23 protein-coding genes are annotated in these 21,858 nt (G+C 37.0%); 13 read left to right on the top strand and 10 right to left on the bottom strand.

Annotated elements, in window-relative coordinates:
- Positions 1-80: 80 nt before the first annotated feature.
- Complete coding sequence (locus tag IO90_RS11740) at positions 81-737, top strand: ComF family protein (protein WP_034966666.1); 657 nt, start codon at positions 81-83, stop codon at positions 735-737.
- Positions 738-798: 61 nt separating this feature from the next.
- Here IO90_RS11740 and upp read toward each other — a convergent pair whose 3' ends face one another.
- Both upp and der read right to left on the bottom strand, forming a co-directional pair.
- The gene (gene upp / locus IO90_RS11735; RefSeq protein ID WP_034966664.1) at positions 799-1,449 is read right to left on the bottom strand and encodes a uracil phosphoribosyltransferase; all 651 of its coding nucleotides are present in this window, start codon (positions 1,447-1,449) and stop codon (positions 799-801) included.
- Positions 1,450-1,876: 427 nt separating this feature from the next.
- Entirely contained in the window at positions 1,877-3,187 is a 1,311-nt protein-coding gene (gene der / locus IO90_RS11730; RefSeq protein ID WP_028121367.1) for a ribosome biogenesis GTPase Der, read from the bottom strand.
- 518 nt (positions 3,188-3,705) lie between these two features.
- Here der and IO90_RS11725 point away from each other — a divergent pair.
- The 6 genes from IO90_RS11725 (at position 3,706) to IO90_RS19020 (ending at position 9,830) form a co-directional block, all read left to right on the top strand.
- The gene (locus IO90_RS11725) at positions 3,706-4,167 is read left to right on the top strand and encodes a heme-binding domain-containing protein (RefSeq protein WP_034969013.1); all 462 of its coding nucleotides are present in this window, start codon (positions 3,706-3,708) and stop codon (positions 4,165-4,167) included.
- Positions 4,164-4,589, top strand: coding sequence for a thiol-disulfide oxidoreductase DCC family protein (locus IO90_RS11720; protein ID WP_034966662.1), 426 nt, complete (start codon positions 4,164-4,166; stop codon positions 4,587-4,589). The genes IO90_RS11725 and IO90_RS11720 overlap by 4 nt, the downstream gene beginning before the upstream one ends.
- Positions 4,590-4,764: 175 nt before the next feature.
- Positions 4,765-5,418, top strand: a complete 654-nt coding sequence (locus IO90_RS11715) for a DUF4290 domain-containing protein (protein WP_034966660.1) — start codon at positions 4,765-4,767, stop codon at positions 5,416-5,418.
- Complete coding sequence (gene murA / locus IO90_RS11710; RefSeq protein ID WP_034966657.1) at positions 5,418-6,725, top strand: UDP-N-acetylglucosamine 1-carboxyvinyltransferase; 1,308 nt, start codon at positions 5,418-5,420, stop codon at positions 6,723-6,725. Before IO90_RS11715 ends, murA begins: the two co-directional genes overlap by 1 nt.
- 147 nt (positions 6,726-6,872) lie before the next feature.
- Positions 6,873-8,564: a T9SS type A sorting domain-containing protein gene (locus IO90_RS11705; RefSeq protein ID WP_034966655.1), complete on the top strand. Its 1,692-nt coding sequence runs from the start codon at positions 6,873-6,875 to the stop codon at positions 8,562-8,564.
- Positions 8,565-9,050: 486 nt separating this feature from the next.
- A complete protein-coding gene (locus IO90_RS19020; RefSeq protein ID WP_165570275.1) occupies positions 9,051-9,830 on the top strand; it encodes a helix-turn-helix domain-containing protein in 780 nt (259 codons plus the stop codon).
- Here IO90_RS19020 and IO90_RS11695 read toward each other — a convergent pair.
- From IO90_RS11695 to IO90_RS11680, 4 genes are all read right to left on the bottom strand, one after another.
- On the bottom strand, positions 9,825-10,136 hold the full coding sequence (locus IO90_RS11695) for an NIL domain-containing protein (protein ID WP_034966653.1): 312 nt from the start codon (positions 10,134-10,136) through the stop codon (positions 9,825-9,827). The genes IO90_RS19020 and IO90_RS11695 overlap by 6 nt on opposite strands.
- Positions 10,137-10,145: 9 nt before the next feature.
- Positions 10,146-10,586, bottom strand: a complete 441-nt coding sequence (locus tag IO90_RS18420) for a DUF4395 domain-containing protein (RefSeq protein WP_051878585.1) — start codon at positions 10,584-10,586, stop codon at positions 10,146-10,148.
- 200 nt (positions 10,587-10,786) lie between these two features.
- Positions 10,787-12,016, bottom strand: coding sequence for an aminotransferase class I/II-fold pyridoxal phosphate-dependent enzyme (locus tag IO90_RS11685; protein ID WP_034966651.1), 1,230 nt, complete (start codon positions 12,014-12,016; stop codon positions 10,787-10,789).
- 75 nt (positions 12,017-12,091) lie between these two features.
- A complete protein-coding gene (locus IO90_RS11680) occupies positions 12,092-12,718 on the bottom strand; it encodes a YiiX/YebB-like N1pC/P60 family cysteine hydrolase (RefSeq protein WP_034966649.1) in 627 nt (208 codons plus the stop codon).
- A 123-nt stretch (positions 12,719-12,841) separates the two neighbouring features.
- On the opposite strand from IO90_RS11680, the gene IO90_RS11675 reads away from it, so the two are divergent.
- Genes IO90_RS11675 through proC form a run of 6 tightly spaced genes read left to right on the top strand, consistent with a single transcriptional unit; the run spans position 12,842 to position 17,675 of the window.
- Positions 12,842-14,044: a pyridoxal phosphate-dependent aminotransferase gene (locus IO90_RS11675; protein ID WP_034966647.1), complete on the top strand. Its 1,203-nt coding sequence runs from the start codon at positions 12,842-12,844 to the stop codon at positions 14,042-14,044.
- Between the two features lie 11 nt (positions 14,045-14,055).
- Positions 14,056-14,502 carry a hypothetical protein gene (locus IO90_RS11670; protein WP_034966645.1) on the top strand — a complete coding sequence of 149 codons (447 nt, stop codon included), beginning with the start codon at positions 14,056-14,058 and terminating at the stop codon, positions 14,500-14,502.
- Positions 14,502-15,542, top strand: coding sequence for a UDP-N-acetylmuramate dehydrogenase (gene murB, locus IO90_RS11665; RefSeq protein ID WP_034966642.1), 1,041 nt, complete (start codon positions 14,502-14,504; stop codon positions 15,540-15,542). The genes IO90_RS11670 and murB overlap by 1 nt, the downstream gene beginning before the upstream one ends.
- Before the next feature lie 51 nt (positions 15,543-15,593).
- Entirely contained in the window at positions 15,594-16,145 is a 552-nt protein-coding gene (locus IO90_RS11660) for a hypothetical protein (protein WP_034966640.1), read from the top strand.
- A gap of 4 nt (positions 16,146-16,149) precedes the next feature.
- A complete protein-coding gene (locus IO90_RS11655) occupies positions 16,150-16,851 on the top strand; it encodes a DsbA family protein (protein ID WP_034966638.1) in 702 nt (233 codons plus the stop codon).
- A gap of 20 nt (positions 16,852-16,871) precedes the next feature.
- Entirely contained in the window at positions 16,872-17,675 is an 804-nt protein-coding gene (gene proC / locus IO90_RS11650) for a pyrroline-5-carboxylate reductase (protein WP_034966636.1), read from the top strand.
- 131 nt (positions 17,676-17,806) lie between these two features.
- Here the strand turns inward: proC and IO90_RS11645 are convergent, their stop codons facing one another.
- From IO90_RS11645 to IO90_RS11630, 4 genes are read right to left on the bottom strand one after another with little or no spacing between them, the layout of a single operon-like run.
- Positions 17,807-18,220, bottom strand: a complete 414-nt coding sequence (locus IO90_RS11645) for a VanZ family protein (protein WP_034966634.1) — start codon at positions 18,218-18,220, stop codon at positions 17,807-17,809.
- 32 nt (positions 18,221-18,252) lie between these two features.
- Positions 18,253-19,233 (bottom strand): transglutaminase domain-containing protein, encoded by a 981-nt coding sequence (locus IO90_RS11640; protein ID WP_034966632.1) that lies wholly within the window; start codon positions 19,231-19,233, stop codon positions 18,253-18,255.
- A gap of 57 nt (positions 19,234-19,290) precedes the next feature.
- On the bottom strand, positions 19,291-20,220 hold the full coding sequence (locus IO90_RS11635; protein ID WP_076768782.1) for an alpha-E domain-containing protein: 930 nt from the start codon (positions 20,218-20,220) through the stop codon (positions 19,291-19,293).
- Between the two features lie 47 nt (positions 20,221-20,267).
- Positions 20,268-21,710 (bottom strand): circularly permuted type 2 ATP-grasp protein, encoded by a 1,443-nt coding sequence (locus tag IO90_RS11630; protein WP_034966628.1) that lies wholly within the window; start codon positions 21,708-21,710, stop codon positions 20,268-20,270.
- Positions 21,711-21,858 lie beyond the last annotated feature (148 nt).

The following is a 21,858-nucleotide window of genomic DNA, read 5'->3' as shown; positions in this document are numbered from 1 at the left end:
AACCCCTTTAGAGTTTAAAACTCTGAAGGGGTTTTTAGTTTTGAATTAAATTCTTAATTTTAATTTTCAAAACACAAACAATGCTTTTCGATTTTCTCTTCCCAAACCGCTGTCTGGATTGCAATCAGTTGATTGACAAAAATGAGATCGTCTGTGAGATTTGCAAAGACAAGATCCATTTTTCCCATCATCAATTCTCAGAAAACAATGGTTTGAAGGAAAAGGCTTCTCTCCTATTTCCGGTTGAAAATGCGTTTTCATTAATGCTTTATGAAAAGGAAAGTCTGTCGCAAAAGATCATTCAACAATTGAAGTATAACCACCGCGAAAAGATCGGGAAGAATCTCGCAGAATGGACGATCGAAAAATTAAACTTCGAAGACAAAAAGCCAGACCTCATCGCCACCGTTCCACTCCATCCCAAAAAGCTGAAACAAAGAGGCTACAATCAACTTCATATTTTCGGAAATGAGTTGTCAAAGCATTTTCAGATTCCGATCAGCCATTCTCTTCTTCAACGAACAAAACATTCCAAGGCACAAGCGAAGAAAGGACAAAGCGAACGTCTGAAAACAAAAAATGCCTATCAACTGACCAAGAAGATCTGTGATAAGCATCTATTATTAATCGATGACGTTTACACCACCGGAAACACAAGCTCAAACATCGCTTGGGAAATCCTGCGCAATTCCGACAATGTGAAGGTCAGTTTGCTTGTGATGGCAATGGACATATAGTAATAAGTGATGAATGATAATTGATAAATGATGAGTGGCAATCAATTATAATTGATAAATTTTAGCGTTGAAGTTTCTCGCCATAGCTCAAATCGCCTGCGTCACCCAAACCTGGCGTGATGTAACCTTTTGAAGTCAGACTTTCGTCCAATGCGCCAATCCAGATGTTTGCGTCAGGATAAGCTTTTTGGATAGTTTCAACGCCTTGTCTGCTAGCGATGGCCGCAACGATATGAATGGAAGTTGGTTTTCCGTTGGTCAAAAGATCTTTGATGGCTTCAATGAGTGAAGCGCCGGTTGCTAACATTGGATCAGCCACAATCAATGGACGATTGTCCAATTTCGGGCAAGTGAGATAATCTTGTTTGATGGAAAAATAATCGTTGATATCGTGTTTTCTATAAGCCGCTACAAATCCGCAATCTGCTTTATCAAAATAATTGAGAATCCCTTGAAATAATGGAACGCCAGCTCTAAGAATCGTAGTGATGACTGGTTGTGTTTCGATTTCTTTGACGGAGATCTTTTCCAGTGGCGTTGTAATTTCGATGTCGATATAATTCAAAGTTTTGCTGATCTCGAAAGCGGCAATTTCGCCGATGCGTTCCATATTTCTACGGAATTTTAAACGGTCATTTTGTACCTCAACATTTCGAAGGTCATTGATCCAGGAATTCACTAGTGAGAATTCTTCTGATAAAACTTTTAGCATTTCGTTTATTTTGTGGGTAAATATCGTAAAAATTTGGAAACTGTTTAAATTTGGTTTCAAATTATTTTAAATGAAATTCGTTATCTAATGATATTTTGATTGTTATAGGTCACTCTTCTGGAGCTTTTTCGTATTCCTGATTTCTGTTCTATTAACAGATAGTCGCTCTGCGACTTTTTTAGAATAGCTTTTTAATAAAACTAATTTTAAAATCTTGAAAGATGATGGAAAACCTCAACATAGCCCCGATAGGAACGGCATCCTTTTTCTTTTTTTTGGTACTCCATTTCGATTTGGATTGCAAACGTTCTGAAAAAGAAAAAGATATAGTGGATAGCGGGTTTGACTGGTGAAAAGAAATAGACACGTGATGCTCCTAAAATAAAAAAACCCTCTCGAAGTTTGAACTAAGAAAGGGTTTGGATTTTTATTTTTGTCTGAAGTAGATCTCGATCGGCACTCCGGTGAAACCAAAGTTTTTACGAAGTTGATTTTCGGTGAATCGCTTGTACGGCTCCTTCACATATTGCGGAAGGTTGCAGAAGAATACGAACTGTGGCGATGGCGTTGGCAACTGCACACAATATTTGATCTTGATGTATTTTCCTTTGTTGGACGGCGGTGGCATTGCTTCGAAGATCGGCAACATCACTTCATTCAGTTTGGACGTTTTGATCTTTTTCTTACGGTCTTCGTAAACAACCATTGCCATTTCTACGGCTTTCAGGATTCTTTGTTTCGTCAAAGCTGAAACGAAAAGAATGGGGATGTCATTGAACTGACCGATTTTGTCTCTGATGGATTGTTCAAAATCACGGATCGTGTTAGTATGTTTGTCCTCGATGAGATCCCATTTGTTGACAAGGATCACGATTCCCTTTCTGTTTTTCTGAGCCAATCCGAAGATGTTCATATCCTGAGATTCCCAACCTTGCGTGGCATCTACCATCAAGATCACGACATCGGAATATTCGATAGAACGGATGGATCTCATTACAGAGTAGAACTCCAGATCCTCGGAAACCTTCGCTTTACGACGCATTCCGGCAGTGTCTACCAGCACAAACTCGTGTCCGAATTTGTTGTACAAAGTTTGGATACTGTCTCTTGTGGTTCCGGCAACATCGGTTACGATATTTCTTTCAACATCAAGGAGCGCGTTCGTCATTGTAGATTTTCCTACGTTTGGACGGCCTGCGATGGTGATCTTTGGCAAACCTTCGAATGGATCTTTGTAATCTGTAGTCGGGAAATCTCTTACCACAGCATCTAGCAATTCTCCGGTTCCGGAGCCTGTTGCGGAAGATAAAGTGAAATATTTTTCAACGCCCAATTGGTAAAATTCGGTTGCAGGAAGTTCTTCTTTGGAAGAATCCACTTTGTTGACTACCAAATATAAAGGCTTGTTTGATTTTCTTAATAATTCGAAGATCTCTTGATCGGTGTCTGTAAGTCCGTCGTCCACGCTCACCATAAAGATGATAGAAGTTGCTTCGTCCACAGCCAATTGGACCTGCTTGCGGATCTCCACTTCGAAAACGTCGTCTGTTCCTACGTCATAACCACCTGTGTCGATCACGGTAAAATCAACGCCGTTCCAGTCAGATTTTCCGTAGTGACGGTCTCTGGTAACGCCGGCAGTAGAATCTACGATGGCTTCTCTTCTTTCTAATAATCGATTAAATAATGTGGATTTTCCTACGTTGGGGCGCCCAACGATTGCGACAATATTTGACATAAATTTGTTTCTTGGTCTCAGCTCAGCTTAAGAATCAATGAGCGTAAGACTTGGTTAAGAATGGGTTACTTCGACTTTCGAAGCCCAAAATTTTTGCAAATGTACGAAATTTTTCGTGTTTAAGGTTTTGAGTTTCAGCTCCAAGGTTTTGTGAGGGATAATTATGCGGAATTTTGAACACTAAGAGCATGTTTAAAAATGATTATAAAATAAAACTTTCAAAGCATTTTTCTTTTCCCCAACCCTAAAGGGTGGAAAAACACCTTGAAAATTTCATCAAAATTACTTCCCTTTAGGGTCGGGGAAAATAATTTTGATGAAATTTAAACAAGCTCTAGGTCCGCTAAGATTTTTTGACTTTATTGAAAATATTTTAAGGTTCGCAAAGACACTTCGACAAGCTCAGTATAAACTACAAACTCAGCAAAGATTTTTTAGATTTTTTCTTTTCACATTTGCTTTGTTTGTTGATTTTACCTTTTGGACGAGATTTTGTTATATTAATGCAAAATCAAACTATGAAAAAAGTATTAATTGTTCTTTTGGTAGCTTTCATAATGATTCAGTTTTTTCAAATTGATAAAGTGAATCCAGCGACCAATGATGGAATGGATTTTATTAAGATTAAAAATACGCCGGAACCGATTGCCAATATTATCAGAAATTCCTGCTACGATTGTCATTCCAACGAAACAGAATATCCGGCTTACAGCTACATTCAGCCAGCGGGTTGGCTTTTGAAAAGTCATATCGATGAGGCAAGACTGGAACTTAATTTCTCTACATTTGCAACCTACGATTCCAAACGTCAAATCCATAAATTGGAGGAAGCTTCGGAATATGTAGAACAGAAAAAAATGCCTTTGGAAAGTTACACGCTCGGACATCCTGATGCAAAACTGACTGATGAACAAAGAAAAAAATTAGTGGATTATTTCCGAATGGTCCAAAAACAAATCCAACAAACCAACGCCTTATGACCACAGATATCTCAGTAAGTTTCAAAGACAAAAACATCGTTTTCTATGATGGCGAATGTGGATTTTGCAACCATTGGGTGCAATGGATCTTGGAGAAGGATAAAAATGACAAGTTCCTATTCTCGTCGCTACAATCGGAATTTGGACAGAAGTTTTTGAATGAAAGAAATCTTCCGAATCAGGTTTTTGATACGCTTTATCTGTGGAAACCAGATAGTTTTTACCTGACCAAATATCAGGCGATTTTGGAAATAGCTTCCGAAATTGGCGGTATTTATTCTTTGGCTTCAATTGGGAAAATACTTCCTGACGCAATCGGGAATCAATTTTATAATCTTGTTTCGCGTAATCGACAAAAGTTGGCTTCCAATCAATGTTTTTTGCCAAGTACGGAACAGAGGAAAAAGTTTATTGAGAAATAGCATTTCCTTAATTAAAAAGGCTTAGAGAGCCTCAGCCAGACAAGCTTAAGAGAAGATTTCAAGAGCTTAGTCATATCTAAAATTCTCAACCAAAAAGACATTGATCAAGAAAAAAACAAGCACTCGATTTTGAATTTCAGACTTTGAACCCGAAATGTTTTATATTTGCACCATTATGGAATATAATACCGACAGAACACAACTACTAATGCCCGAATATGGGCGCAACATACAGCAACTGGTGGAGCATTGCAAAACGCTTACCAGCAAAGAAGAACGCAACGAAATGGCTCTTGCAATCGTGGAATTCATGGGACAAAGGAACCCGCATCTTCGCGATGAAGAAAACTATAAACACAAACTTTGGGATCATCTTTTCATCTTGTCAAACTATGAGTTGGATGTAGATTCTCCATATCCTCCTGTTTCGGCAGAAGATTTGATTTCGAAACCAAGAAAAATGGATTACCCATCGTTGGACAATGCTTATAAATTCTACGGAAAAAGCATTTTACAATTGATAGAAAAAGCGATTGCATTGGAAGAAGGCGACGAAAAAGAAGCCCTCACCCACGTGATTGCCAACAATATGAAAAAATCCTACAACGTCTACAACAAAGAGCACGTGCAGGATGATGTGATCTTTCGCCATTTGAAGGAACTGTCCGGTGACAAACTGGATCTTACTGGCTTGGAATCTTTGGAGAGAAGCAAAATATACTATGCGGCGAACCGAAATAATAACAACCGCAACCCTAACAACAGAAACAACAATCAAAATAACAACAGGAAAAACAATTTCCAAAACCATAAAAATAACAGAAGATAATGAGTGATGCGTTCGAAATAAGAGGAGGGAAAAAATTAAGCGGCGAGATTACACCGCAAGGTGCCAAGAACGAAGCTTTGCAAATCCTTTGTGCTGTTTTGCTAACCGAAGACGAGGTGCGAATCAGCAATATTCCGGATATTAAAGATGTCAACAAATTGATTGAGATCTTACAAGACTTTAATGTAAAAGTTACCAAAAACGGAAAAGGTGATTACACTTTCAAGGCAGATGAGGTTAATTTCGACTATATAAAATCCAAAGAATTCAAAAAAGACGGCGCAAAACTGAGAGGTTCTGTGATGATCTTGGGCCCGATGTTGGCGAGATTTGGTGAAGCTTATCTTCCAACGCCTGGTGGTGACAAAATCGGAAGAAGACGTTTGGACACGCATTTCCAAGGTTTTGTGGAATTGGGAGCAGAATTTTCTTATGATGAAGAAGAAGCTTTCTACTCATTAAAAGCAAAAGAACTGAACGGAAAATTCATCCTTTTGGAGGAAGCTTCCGTCACTGGAACTGCAAACATCGTGATGGCAGCAGTTTTAGCAAAAGGAAAAACAAGCATTTACAACGCCGCTTGCGAACCATATCTTCAGCAATTATGCAAAATGCTAAACAGAATGGGCGCGAATATCTCCGGAATTGGCTCGAACCTTTTGATTGTAGAAGGCGTTGACAAATTGAACGGAACCGACCACAGAATGTTACCTGATATGGTAGAGATCGGATCTTGGATTGGTTTGGCAGCGATGACAAAATCAGAGATCACAATCAAGGACGTCAATTGGAATGAGTTGGGTGTGATCCCCAATACTTTCAGAAAGCTGGGAATCCAGTTGGAGCAAAGAGGTGATGATATTTATATTCCTTCTCAGGAAAATTATAAAATCCAGAAATTCATCGACGGATCTATCTTGACCGTTTCAGATGCACCTTGGCCAGGATTTACGCCAGATCTTTTATCAATCATTTTAGTTGTGGCAACTCAAGCAAAAGGTTCGGTTTTGATCCATCAAAAAATGTTCGAAAGCCGTTTGTTCTTCGTGGATAAATTGATCGATATGGGCGCGCAAATCATTCTTTGCGATCCACATAGAGCAACTGTCATCGGAATGAATCAAGAAACACCGTTGAGAGGAACGACAATGGTTTCCCCAGACATCAGAGCTGGAAACGCTTTGCTCATCGCGGCACTTTCCGCAGAAGGAAAATCAGTCATTCAAAACATCGAACAGATCGATCGTGGTTATGAAAACATCGATGAGAGATTGAGAGCAATTGGTGCTGATATTAGAAGAATTTAAAGTGTTCATTAAGAACACTTTTTTTATTTAAACATTAATATTCAATTCAAAAAAAATCAGATATTAGTGTCTCACTGCTTCCAATAAGAACTTTACTATCATATTTCTCACTTATTTTGTCTTAATAATTAAATAATCCAGTTAAATATGAGAAAAGTATTTTATTTTATTTCAATCCTAGTAGGGATTGTTCAAACCAGTGCGCAGGAATTTTCTTGGGCCAAAACATTCGGGGGAGAGGGAGACGATGTCATTCGTTCATTGGCTGTAGATGCGCAAGGGAATTCTTACGCAACTGGATACTTTACTGATAATTCTATTTTTGGAGAAGAATTGCAGCAGACAGATCTTACGTCAAAAGGAATGTACGATATCTTCATATCTAAAACTTCGCCAAGTGGTCAATTACTCTGGGTCAAAGGCATAGGTGGAACGTCTAACGACTATGGAACATCTATCACTGTAGATGCTAACAATAATATTTATGTAACAGGAATCTATGAAGAGACTGTCAATTTTAATCCAGGTGGTACAGCACAAACATTGACGTCCCACGGCGCGCAAGATATTTTTGTTCTGAAACTCGACCCGAATGGCAATTTTGTCTGGGCCAAAGGAATCGGAGGAGAAGGCTACGAAGAAACTAGTGCTGTACAAGTATCTTCCAATGGAGAGGTTTATCTTGCTGGATATTTTTCCGGAGCAGTTGACTTTGATCCATCAGAAGCTGAAAACATTCTGACACCAAAAGGTCTGGTAGATTCTTTTTTTGTAAAATTATCAAATAACGGAGACCTTTCTTGGGTAAAAACAATTGGTGGCTTTCTGACAACTACCATGGATATGAAATTACAAAATGAAAATCTTTACATATTAGGTAACTTCACAGAAACTACAGATTTTGATCCGGATGCTAATCAAACACATGAATTTACAGCGGAGGGATTCGATGTTTTTGTTTTAAAAATGGATCTATCTGGGAAATTTGTGAATGTAACAACTACCAAAAGCCTTACATCCAGTACAGGCGCAACACCTACACGTCTTAGTTTGGATGATAGTAACAATGCTTACGTCTCAGGATATTTTGGAGGTACGATAGATTTCGGACCAGACGTTGATCATAATGGACAATATACTTTCACAGCAGAAAACATGCTCACTGGATTTGTATTCAAGATCGACAATAATGGAAAATTAGTTTGGGCCAATTACATGAAACCTTTGACAGAAGAAGCTTCGTCTCTCGGCTACGGTCTTGTTGTTAACAAAAATCAAGAGACTTTTATAACAGGATATGTCGGTGGTAATGTAAAATTTGATGACATCGAAGTAGAACAGAACACTAACCATTTTATGAATGCATTTTTGGCAAAATTAAACACCGAAGGTAAATTTGTTGATGCAAAATTATTTGCCGGCGTTGATTTTATTGATACACATTGTGCTGCGAAAGATGCGAATGATAACATTTACATAGGAGGCGCATTTGATGAGCTTGCAAATCTCAACCCGACCGGAAGTAGCAACTACTATGTTTCCTCCAGAGGTTTCAGAGATTCTTATGTTGTAAAACTTACTAATACGGATCTTGGCGTACAGGATTTAAATTCAAAAGCAAATCTTTTAGTTTATCCAAATCCTTCTTCAGATATTTTTTATGTAAAGGCAAAAGAAGAATTATCAGGAAGTAGATATGCCATTTATGATATGATTGGAAGAGAAATTTTATCTGGCGTACTTGGAAAGAATCAAGAAGTAAAAACAAATATTCTTCTGAAAGGCACTTATATACTAAAGATCGATAACAAATATCAATCAAAAATTATTAAAAATTAAATTTTATTAAATTCTGGCAATCAAATTTGTAAAAGTCTAATAGATTCTCTACTTTTCACTATGGAAAGTTGGGAGATGTTTATTGACTTCGGTTTGATTGCCGGAATGTTTTTTATTTTTTTATTGATTTTTTTTCTCATCAGATCCGGTAGAGACATTACACGGCTACTGCTCATTGTTTTATTTAGTAACGCCTTTTTCTTTCTTTTATATTATTACGGTTATTTGCATCGGTCACATATAATTGGTGCTATTGCTGTCTTTTTTGGTCATGGCGTTGGATATTTATTAGGACCAGTGATATTGTTCTTACTCAAATCTCTGGTGCTTCCTCAGAAAAAAATCATCAGACCTCTTCTTAAAAATCTTATTCCCTTTTTTATCGTCTTCTTATGTCTTAATATTCCGTTATCTATTGCAATGGCTACGGATTATTTAACATTCTTTCATAAATTTTACAATGCAATAGAGCCTTATTTCAATTTATTGGAAAATACATTTTTAGGCGTATACATCATTCTGACATTAAATTTTTTCGCAAAACTAGAAATTCTCTTTGAAGAAAACTATTCTATTCTGAAAAAGGATGACCTCAGCTGGTACAAGCAATTGACATTAGGTCTTTTTGCAATCATATTAATTGACTCTTGCTGTACAATCTATGAAATGTTCTTTCCTCAAATACCATGGAATATAGGAACAATCATCGCATTCTTATTTGTAGGATTTTATCTGTATCTTGGATATCAAGGGATGTTCCAGTCCAGAATACTGATGCCTGATTTTCTATTACAAAAGATTGAGAACAGCGGTAATACCAACGTCATCAATCTTTCAAATAATGAAGATGCTGAGCTTTCCGAAAATTTGGAAAAGAATTCTCCAATCAGACAATTGGATGCTTTTTCAAGTGAAAAAATAGAGATCATCAAAGAAAAATTAAATAAGCTACTTGAAATTGACAAGATATTTTTGGATGACGAACTCAATCTAACAGATCTATCTGACAAAATAGGAATTTCCAATAAAAAACTTTCCGAACTTCTGAATCAACATCTTAATACTAATTTTTATAATCTAATCAACGATTACAGAATCAAGGAGGTTCTTGAAAAATTTGAAAAAGGAGATACTACGAAATTTACCATTATGTCTATTGCCAACGATTGTGGTTTTCAATCCAAAGCAAGTTTTTATAGGATATTCAAACAGAAAACAGGAATCTCCCCATCAGAATATATTAAAAATAAAAAAGAAGCTTTATGAAGCTTCTTTTTTTTGTTGTAAGACAGGTATTTTGCAACTCATCATTTTATATTCGCCAAGATAATTTTCGATTTTGTCGATCTCATCATCCGTTATTTTCAGAAGAAGTTTTACGTTCCCGAAGTTGTTCCCATTCAGATATTCGATGTGTGCGTTTACGATTTTGTAACTGATTTTGTAATGGTTGTAAATCGTGTAAAGCAGAAGATCAAATCTGATTTTTCCATTCAGTTCTATTTCCAGAATAATTTCCTTTGCTGGCTTCGGAACAAAACTGTTGCCGAAAGTTTCTTGTTTGTAAATCATAATCATATATTATTTTGGTGAATTGTTGAATTTGTTTTGAATCGGGACGATTAGAAAATTGTAAATGTAACAGCCTATACAGACGCTGAAAACACTTTCCAAAGCGGCCAATGCAATCAGCGTAATGCCAAGGAAAATCCCAATTTGGGAATCATAAGAAAATGCAATGAGGATTGTCATTACAAATCCCAACATCGCTGCAAATCTCTTAGGTCCTGCAAAAACAGGTTTATTGTCAAAATAGAGAAACTCGGAAACTTTCTTCGCTACATAATATAATGGCGAAGCGAACAATCCGGTGGCACGAAGAAGAAAGTCGAAGGCCAGAAAAAGCAACAACCATTGTTGTTGAAAATGAATCCCGAAAACGGTGATCAGAATCACTTGGTATGCCACAATCGATACAGCATTCTCATCGACGTAAATATTTTTATTAGAAAGTTTTCCCATAGCTTATATCAATTTTTGAAATAAAAAAAGCTCTACCGAAAAGGGGTAAAGCTTAAGACATATTCTCTCCTACCCAATGATCTACTTGGAGTTACACATTATGATTTGAGAGAATATGCGTTTCATTTAATCTTAATTCTATTGCAAATATAGAAATTATTTAATTCCCACCAAATAAGTATGAATTAAATTTTCAGAAATTAATCATTTATTAATATTGGTGGATGACTTGATTCTTTTTTCAAACTTTTGAAGGCCAATAAAAGTTGTTCTATCTCAAAATCAGTATGTTCTGCTGTCGCAATGATTCTTAGCATTACCAAACCTTTTGGAATGACAGGATAAACCACAATACTTGTAAAAATCCCATGAACTTCTCTCAGTTCTTTCACAATTAACGTCGCTTCTAATGTATCAGCTTTGATGTAGACCGGTGTGATGCAAGTATCCGTCTTTCCAATATCGAAACCGAGTTCCGTCAAACCTTTTTGAATTTTGTGGACGTTTTCCCAAAGTCGATCACGCAATTGCGGATTTTTCTTGATTAGTTCCAATCTTTTTTGAATTCCAATCACCATTGTCACTGGCAAGGCTTTTGCAAAAATCTGCGAACGAATGTTGTATTTTACATATTTGATGACGCTCGCTTTCCCAGAAACAAACGCTCCAAAACCTGCAAATGATTTGGTAAAAGTCGAAAAATAAAGGTCGATATCATTTTGAACACCTTGCTCCTCGCCTGTTCCAATCCCATTTTTTCCCATCACGCCAAGTCCGTGCGCATCGTCAACAATCAGTCGGAATGGATATTTTTCCTTCAAAGCGACAATTTCCTTCAGCTTGCCCTGTTCTGCATTCATACTGAAAACACCTTCTGTCAGAACCAGAATTCCACCTCCAGTTTCATTGGTTATTTTAGTTGCTTTTTGAAGCGATTTTTCAAAACTTTCGATATCATTATGGGCGAAGACGAATCTTTTTCCTCGGTGCAATTTGACGCCGTCAATCGCGCATGCGTGACTTTCGCTGTCGTAGACCACTACATCATTTCTGGTCAGTAGGGTGTCAATTAATGAAAACATTCCTTGGTAACCGAAATTCAATAGAAGTGCATCTTCTTTTTGGGTAAAATCGGCAAGCTCTCTTTCCAATTGCTGGTGGTATTTGGTTTGTCCCGTCATTGCGCGGGAACCCATTGGATAAGCCAATCCGAAAGCTTTCCCAGTTTCTGCATCAATTTTTCGTACTTCTGGATGATTGGCCAAACCAAGATAATTGTTGAGGCTAAAGACAATCATTTCTCGGCCTTTGAAAACCATTCTTGTAGAGATCTCGCCTTCCAATTGTGGAAAAATATATTCCCCATCTGCATAACTTGCAAATTCGCCCAATGGACCTGGGTTATTTTCAATTCTTTCAAATATATCCATAGTAAATTTTATGAAGGCAAATATAGAAAAATACTAATTCCTATCAAATAAGTATGAATTAATTTCAAATTTTTTTTACTTGATTTCTCCTATTTTGCTTAATTTTTCAGAAGACGCCAGTCCATTTGGATTACAGCCAGGTTCACCTTCTGGCACTTTCAGGTTTTTATCTTGATAGAATTTTTCCCAAAACGCATTGGTTTTCTTTGTTTTAGGATCGATGAAAGTCATTGGTTCCAATGCAAAAATCTGATTCTCACGAAAAGCTCTCTCCACAAAATCTGAACAGTAATACGAATTTTCATCCAAGATATAAGTAAAGTTATATGGTTTCCCAACCAGAGTTTCAGCCTTCGAAACAGAATTTGGAATAACAGATTGATATTCTTCTTTCAAACGATAAACATCAATTTTTTGTCCGAGTTTGGTTTGCTCCTTCAGGAAATGATTTAATTTCTGTTTTTGTGAACCACCTTTTGGCGCGGCGTGGAGAACATACAAATGGTCGGATTCTTTCTTCACGATTCCGATGTGGTCATAAGACGTTTTCTTTTTCGTCTGCGTCACATTGTTGATGGCGCCGGACAATCCCGTTTCCACAGCTGGCACAAAAAGCAAATCTCCGTTTTCCAAAATTGAGGTATTGTAAGTTTTACAACTTAATGTCAACAAGAACAAAAAAAGTAAAACCGATTTTTTCATACTTGCAAATCTACTAATTCAAGACACAATGTTCAAAATTTAATATGCCATTCCAAACTCTGAATTTTGAACCTTGAAGATTGAATTTTTTCCCCTATTTTTGTACCTCAAAGTCAATAAACAATGCCGAAAATATCTCAGCGCGCACAACATATGCCCGCGTCTCCAGTTAGAAAATTAGTTCCGTTTGCAACAGCAGCAAAACAAAAAGGAATCAAAGTTTATCACCTCAACATTGGTCAGCCCGACATCGAGACGCCTGACACCGCTTTACAAGCCATCAAAAACATCGATCTCAAAGTTCTGGAATATGCACTTTCCGAAGGGAATCTGGATTACAGAATTGCGCTTAGAGATTACTACCATTCATTAGGGTTTACCGATTTGACCACAGATAATTTCATTGTGACAAACGGTGGTTCAGAAGCTTTGAACTTCGCCATTTCCACACTTTGCGATGACGGCGATGAGATCATCATTCCAGAACCTTACTATGCAAATTACAACGGATTTGCAGGAACTTTCAATATCAATATTGTTGCGGTTCCATCCACGATTGATACAGGGTTTGCATTACCTTCCATTGAAGAATTTGAGAAAAGAATTACAGATAAAACAAGAGCGATAGTGATCTGTAATCCAGGAAATCCAACTGGATATTTATATTCAAGAGAAGAACTGCAGCAATTGGCAGAGATTGCAAAAAAACACGACATTGTCATTATTTCCGACGAAGTTTACAGAGAATATGTTTACGACGGAGAACATCAAATCTCAATGTTCGAGTTTCCAGAAGTTGCAGACAACGTGATCGTTATCGATTCCGAATCCAAAAGATATTCGATGTGTGGGGCGAGAATTGGCTGTTTAATTACGCGTTCAAAAAAAATCCACGATGCAGCAATTCTTTTTGCACAAGCTAGATTAAGTCCCGTTCTTTTGGGTCAAATCGCAGCAACGGCCGCGCATAAAAATGATGCAGAATACATTGCAAAAGTAAGAGAAGAATACACGGAAAGAAGAGATCTTTTGGTAGGATTATTGAACGAAATCCCCGGAGTGGTCTGTCCAAAACCAAAAGGTGCATTCTATTGTGGTGTGGAATTGCCAGTAGATGATACAGAGAAATTTGCACAATGGCTTTTGGAAAGTTATTCTAACAACAATGAAACTGTAATGGTTGCGCCAATGGGCGGTTTCTACAGCAATCCTGAACTTGGGAAAAAACAAGTGAGAATCGCGTACGTTTTGAAACAGGAAGATCTTAAAAGAAGTGTCGAGATCTTGAAAGATGCGATCCAACAATATAATTCTGAATTTAAATAAAACATAAAACGATGAAAATAATAAAAATTGGATTTGTGCTTTCTGCGCTTTCTTTGTTTTTGCTTAGTTGCAAAACAACTGCACAGACAAGTTCATCTATCAAATCAATTTCCTTCACTCACACTTTTGGAAGAGGCGGAACTACATCTATTACCGCAACGGCAGACTCTTTGGAATCTGTTGCGAGAGGTGGAAGAACACAAGAATTTCCAAACATAAGTAAGAAAATCGTTAAGAAAGATTGGGAAAAATTAGTTTCCGGAATCAACTTGGATGTTTTGGACAAAACCCAAAGTGGCGAAAGACGTGGAGTTTACGATGGACCAGATGAGATTTTCAGAGTCATAACAGCAGAAAAAGAATACGAAATCTACAATGTTCCAGTTGAATCTGCAGGTTATAAACAATTGGAAAAGTTGAAAACCGAATTGAACAATCTGCTTCCTCAATATAAATAATGACAATTCAAGAAAACATTTCTCTCAGACCTTTCAACACCTTTGGCGTAGAGGTTTCTGCAAGATATTTTGCTGAAGTCAATTCTGTAGAAGAACTTATTCAAACACTTCGACAAGCTCAGTGTGACAATCTCAAACTCTCAAATCCTCAAACTCTCCAACTCTTCCTAGGTGGCGGAAGCAATTTGCTTTTAACAAAGGATTTTGAGGGCTTAGTAATCAGATTAAATCTGAAAGGAATTACCGAAGAAATCATTAATGTAAATGAAATTCTGATCACTGCAAAATCTGGAGAAAACTGGCATCAATTTGTGATGTTTTGTCTGGAGAAAAATTACGGCGGATTGGAAAATCTGTCGTTGATTCCTGGAAATGTAGGAACTTCTCCGATGCAAAATATTGGCGCTTACGGAACGGAAATCAAAGATGTTTTTGAAAGCTGTAAAGTTTTGAATCTTGAAACCCTTGAAATAGAAACCTTAAACGCGGAACAATGTCGATTCGGTTACAGAGATTCGATTTTCAAGCAGGAAGGCAAAGGGAAATATGTGATTTTGGAAGTGACTTTCCGATTGACTAGAAATATTCATAGAATTGATGTTGCTTATGGCGCAATCCAATCCGAATTGGAAAATATCGGAATCATCAATCCGACGATTCAGGATGTTTCCAGAGCGGTCATTAACATCAGACAAAGCAAATTGCCCGACCCAAAAGAGATTGGAAATGCTGGAAGCTTTTTTAAAAATCCGACAATTCCGCTCGCTCAATATGAAACTTTAAAACTAAAATTCGAAAATATCCCAGGTTATCCGAATGGCGATTTTGTAAAAGTTCCCGCTGGCTGGCTCATTGAACAATGTGGCTGGAAAGGCAAACAAATCGGGAATGTGGCGTCACATAAACTTCAGGCTTTGGTCATCATCAATGCAACTGGGAATGCGACTGGAAAAGAGATTTTTGATTTCTCAACAATGATTATTGATTCCGTAAAAGAAAAATATGGGATTGAGCTGGAACGGGAAGTTAATATAATATAGATGGAAAGTTGGGAGATGGAAGTTGGACGTTTTAACTTATAATTAAAAAAAATGAAAAAATTATCAGACAAAGGATTCAAAAAACTGGTTCAAAAAAATATTGATAAAGTTGATTTTGTAAAGACAATTCTTTACGATGATTCTGCAATTTCTGGTTTCATTGTCAAATTTTCTGATGAATTTTTGATGATTGAGGAAACTTATGATTTTTCATTATCAGGAATTAAAATCGTCCCTTACGACAGGGTCAAAAGTATTCGACACAATAAAGTTGATGAAATTTCAAAGAAGATCTATTTGGAAGAAAACCTCATCAAATTCAATCATAAAATCATAGACAAAACTTCTTTGAATGATTTTGAATCACTTTTCAAATCAATTAAAAAACAAGATTTCCACTGTATTGTAGAGAGCAAAAAAAAGAAGAGAGATGTATTTTCGATTGGTGAAATTTTAGAAGTAAATGACAAATCCGTGACGATTCAAAATTACAGCGCAACTGGAAAAATCTATAAAAAACCAGATGTCATTTCTTTTAAAAACATCGAATTGATCAACTTTAATGACAATTACTCTAAGACTTTTAGAAAATATTTAAAATAACAAAATGAAAGTAGATATTTGGAGTGACACACGTTGTCCGTTTTGTTTCATCGGAAAAAGAAATTTTGAGAAAGCGCTTCAGGCATTTTCTCAGAATGATAAAGTCGAGGTCAATTGGCATTCGTTCCAACTCGACCCCAATATGAAAACCGATTTGACCAAAAATCATTACGAATATCTGTCTGAAGTCAAAGGTATTCCGATGTCTCAAATTATGCAAATGCACGAAAACCTGATTCAATCTGGAAAAAATGCGGGCATCGGTTTTAATTTTGATGAAGTGAAAGTTTCTAATTCTTTCAAAAGTCAAATGCTGGTTCAACTCGCAAAAGAAAAAGGAAAAGCGACCGAAATGGAAGAACTTCTTTTCGAAGCTTATTTCAAATTGGGAAAAGACATTGATGATGTTGAAGTGCTTTCGGAAATTGGAGAAAAATTAGGATTTTCAAAAGAAGAAATCCAACATGCGGTGCAATCTCCAGAGTTGGCAAAACTGGTAAAGAATGATATTTTCGCCGCCGATTCTCTAGGAATCAAAGGTGTTCCGTTTTTTGTCTTTAATGAAAAATATGCAATTTCGGGAGCTCAGCCGACGCATTTGTTTTCGGAAGTTTTGGAAAAAAGCTGGACGGAATTTTCTGCATCTAATTCCGATATCAAAATAATCCAAGAAGGCGATTCCTGCGACGTTGAAGGAAATTGCTAATCCATAAAAAAAACACAAATATGAAAATCGCAGTTTTAGGAGCAGGAAATATGGGTATTTCGTTTTCAAGGTCGTTCTTGAAATATGAATTGATAAAACCGCAAAACCTCCATCTCATCACCAGAAACGAGAACAAAAAATCCAAACTCAAAGAATCTTTTCCCGATTCGGAAATCTCCACGTTTGAGGAAATCAAAAATCTGGAAGCTGATTTAATTATCATCGCTGTAAAGCCTCAGGATTTCACTTTCGTTGCGGAAAATCTGCCTTTCAAAATTTCAGAAAAATCTTTAATTTTATCGATAATGGCAGGAATTTCCATTGAGAAAATTCAGAAACTTTTGAATCATAAATCTGTGGTTCGCGCAATGCCAAATTCCCCCACTCTTTTGGGAATGGGAATCACGGGTTATACAGCGGCAGACGGAATTTCTTTTTCAGAATTAATGAATGTCGAAAGATTATTGAATTCCACCGGACGTTCGGTCTATTTGGAAGACGAAAGTCTTTTGAACGGCGTAACGGCACTTTCCGGAAGTGGCCCAGCATATTTCTATTACATCATCGATGCGATGATAAAAGCCGGAACAGAAATGGGAATCGATGAAAATCTATCAAAACTATTCGTAAAACAAACCATGTTGGGCGCTTATCATCTTATCAATAATTCGGACAAGTCTCTGGAAGAATTAATAAAAGACGTTGCTTCAAAAGGTGGAACAACGGAAGCTGCACTCAAAACTTTTGACGAAAACGAATTGAAATCAATCCTAAAAAAAGGAATATTTGCGGCGGAAAATCGAGCAAAGGAATTGAACAAGTGATTTAATTTCTGTTTTACATAATCAATTTTAATCTCGCAGATTTGGCAGATGAAGCAGATTTTAATTTTATGAATCTGCAAAACTTGCTAAATCTGCGAGAAAAACATCAAATTATCATTTGCTTTCCATTGTCACGCTGAGGCTCTCAAAACCAAAATTCTGTAAAACCAAAAGCCAATCGCAACACCAATCGTATTCAAAATTACATCATCAATATCGAATACGCCGAGTCTTGTAAAATATTGGAGACTTTCTATGATGATAATTGCTGAGAGAAAGTTGATGATTAATGTTTTAAAATCGTTGAGTTTCGGAAAGACAATTCCGAGAAATCCAAAAGGCGTGAACATTATGATATTTCCAAAGACATTAATGAGAACCGTTTTCCAAAGAATCGTTTCCTTCACAAAACTAAAGGTCGAAATCAACGGTGACAGTCTTACAATATTGATATCATACTGACCTCTTCCGAATCCGAAAAACATCAGATACAAAAGAAAAATTGTGTAAAACGGAATCGTAATTTTATAAAATTTCTGAAACATTTCTGTAAAATTACAGAATCTAATGTTCAAAATTATTGCTGTTGTTGCTGTTGTTGCTGAATTTCCAAAAATCGACGGTAAGAATTGTTATCCAACGTCTGCTCTATCACTTTTGGATTTTCCCTCACATACATTGGTACTATCGGTAAACTGGTTTTTTCTTTGGTGTTTTCATTTGTAATAATTACGGAAACGCTGAGAATGTGATTAGAAGGGCCTTTGTATGTTCCTTTCACAGGCGTACAATCGTTGAAATCTCTTCCAATGGCAATTTTGATGTGACGGTCGCTCACCCAGCAATTATTTGTAGGGTCGTTCCCCAGCCACCCATAACCCGGAATGTAAACCTCGACCCAAGCGTGCGTGGCACCTTCACCTCGAAGTTCCTGATTACTTGGACTGATATAACCGCTCACATATCGCGAAGGAACACCCAACATTCTCAACATCGCCAAAAGTAAATGCGCGAAATCCTGACAAACGCCGGCTTTCAGTTTCCAGATTTCGTCAATCTCGGTTTCATAATCCGTAACGCCTTGTTTGTAGGCAAAATTCTCATAAATGTAAGTAGAAAGTTCAGTCGTGGTTTCCATCACAGACAACTCTGGTTTTGCGATATTTTTAACTGCTTCGAAAATCTCATCTTTGCTTTCGATCTTTTCCTGACGCACAAAATCCACATAAGGAAAAACCTGACTTTGCTCTTTCACATCTTCCCATTGCGTTTGGACGTCCATATCGACAATTGGCAATTCAATCGGGTAAGTTTCCACAACCAATTCTGATTTGATTTCCAGAAAATTGTGAGGCTCTACAATGGTAAACACACCGACTTTATTGGTGAAAAAATCAAAATAGAAATCAAGTTTGACATTAGGAAAAAGACTCAACTTCTGACTGATGACCTCTTGGAAATCATTACTCAAAGGCGATAGGATAATTTGGTTCGCACTATCTGTAACAGGCGATGGATATTCGTATTTTGTGATATGTAAAACGTTGAAAACTGGCATAATATTAAGTTGGAGAGTTTGAGGGTTTTAGAGTGATAATTAAATTGAGACAGATTTTCAGATTTTCAAGACCAATCCGAAAAAACTTTGATTAAAGACATTCACAACTTCGTAAACATCGGATTCTATTTTGGCGAGAAACTGCATTTTTTCATCTCTCGTTCTCGGATGCCTCGTGAACTGGACGTTTGCAATACATTTCCCAATGAAGAATTCCACAGATTCATCTTTTTCCTCAGCATTGCTGTTGGCCTGCAAATGTTTGGCAAACTTTTCTATTTCCTGAAGACAATAAGCTATTGAATTTGGAAACAAAGGTTCATAAATGATCTGATAAAATATCCTTTCCTTTTCCATCATTCCGAGATTGTTCCGTAGATAAAAATCATAGCCACTGACGGAACTCAGAAAATATCGCCAGCTGGAATAATCATTATCCAAAAGATCCTCGCCGTACAAAAGCCATTGTTTCCTGATGAGATTGATGCCATTCAGAATCCTTTCCACGTATTTTCCCAACTCGATAAAACAATAGCCAAAATCTCTTGCCACAGAATTATCAATGACACCATAATAGACCATCGCCTGCTTTACCAAAGCATCGAAAACGCTTATCGGGTCGCCGTATTTTGCCTGACGGATCAGACTTTGATCTTTCATTTGATGATGAAAATCGTTGAGACATTGCCACACATCTTTGTTGATGTGATCCTGCGCACTTCTGGCATTTTCGCGCGCTCTGAAGATATTATTCGCAATCGATGAATCATTATCGACATCAAAAAGCGCTTTGGAAAGGAGATTCCCAAAACTATGGTCACTATCCTCGACCTTAATTTGATATTCATCACAAAAATTCTCCCAACTTTCTGTGGAAGCACCATCCTGATAGGCGATGTACCGGGTATGAAAAACTTTGATCTGGAAATTGGACCGCTCCATATAACGGCTCATCCAGAAGATATTCTCTGCAACTCTACTTAACATTTTTTGAGTTTTGTTTTTTTGTATTAATGAGATTCATCATTTATAATTTAATCTACGACCCAAGTGTCTTTACTTCCGCCACCTTGTGAGGAATTTACGACGATGGAACCTTCCTTCATTGCTACGCGAGTCAATCCGCCTGGAACGATATCGATTCCGTCTGGACCATACAAAGCAAATGGTCGAAGATCGACGCGTCTTGGTCGCAAAATACCATTGATATAACAAGGCGACGTTGATAATTTGATAATTGGTTGGGCGATATAATTTCTTGGATTAAGGTTTATCTGCTTGGTGAATTCTGCAATCTCTTCGTCAGTTGCCACATCGCCGATCAACATTCCGTAACCGCCACTTTCATTGGTTTTCTTGATGACCATTTTATCCATATTCTCGATTGCGAATTTCCGTTCGTCCATATTTTCCATTCGGTAAGTTGGAACACTTTTCAGGAGTGGTTCTTCACCGAGATAATATCGGATCATATCGGGAACGTAAGAATAGATCGCTTTGTCGTCTGCCACACCATTTCCCATTGCGTTCACGATGATCACATTTCCTTTTCTGTAAGAATGATACAATCCCGGAACACCCAAAACGCTCGTTTTCTGAAAGACCAACGGATCCAAAAACTCATCATCAACCCGACGATAGATCACATCCACTTTTTTAAGACCTTTTGTCGTTTTCATATACACCATATGATTTTGAATTACAAGATCGCGACCTTCTACCAACTCGATTCCCATTAATCTCGCTAAAGTGGTATGTTCAAAATAAGCTGAATTGTAAATCCCAGGCGTCAGCAGTACCACATTTGGCTTTGAACTGATCTGTCTTCCGAGTGAAAGTAAATTTTTGATTAATAAATCCGGATAATTATTGACTTGTTTTACTTTGATATTTGGCAAAATATTCGGAAAAAGGCGGTAACTCATTTTACGGTTCTCAAGCATATAACTTACTCCCGAAGGCGTTCTAAGATTGTCTTCCAAAACATAATAACTCCCGTCGTGGTCTCTGATAAGGTCGATTCCGCTGATGTGCGTGTAGATATCAAAAGGGACATCCACATTGATCATTTCCCGAAGAAAATTCGGACAGCTGTATATTAAAGATGAAGGAATAATCTCATCTTTCAAAATGAATTGCTGATGATAAACGTCCTTCAGGAATATATTCAAAGCTTTCAAACGTTGCTTGATCCCTTTTTCTATAAAATCCCACTCTGCGGATTGGATGATCCTTGGAACAATATCAAAAGGAAATATTTTCTCGATGCCTTCGCCGTCGTTATAAACAGTGAAAGTGATGCCTTGAGTCATAAAAAGCTTTTTGGCAAGCTCAGTTTTCTGATCCATTTCAGAAATGTCCATTTTTTCAAAAGAACTAATGAATTCTTGATAATGACTCCTTACAAATTGATCAGACATCATCTCATCAAAAACACTTTCCAAAGTTTGATAATGATTGAGTAAACCTTCAGCCATATATTAGTTTTTATAATTCTGAGAACTAATATATAAATTTAAAGGGGTATAAATATAATTTATGATTATATTTTTAATATTTAACCTAATTTTAAAGGGGTTTAATTTTTAAATAATATCAAATGCACAATTGATAACAAATTAGCTA

The organism is Chryseobacterium sp. FH1 (assembly GCF_000735135.1).
Lineage (GTDB): Bacteria > Bacteroidota > Bacteroidia > Flavobacteriales > Weeksellaceae > Epilithonimonas.
Note: the sequence above shows the minus strand (reverse complement) of the source record. Positions and strands in the feature narration are given on the sequence as shown.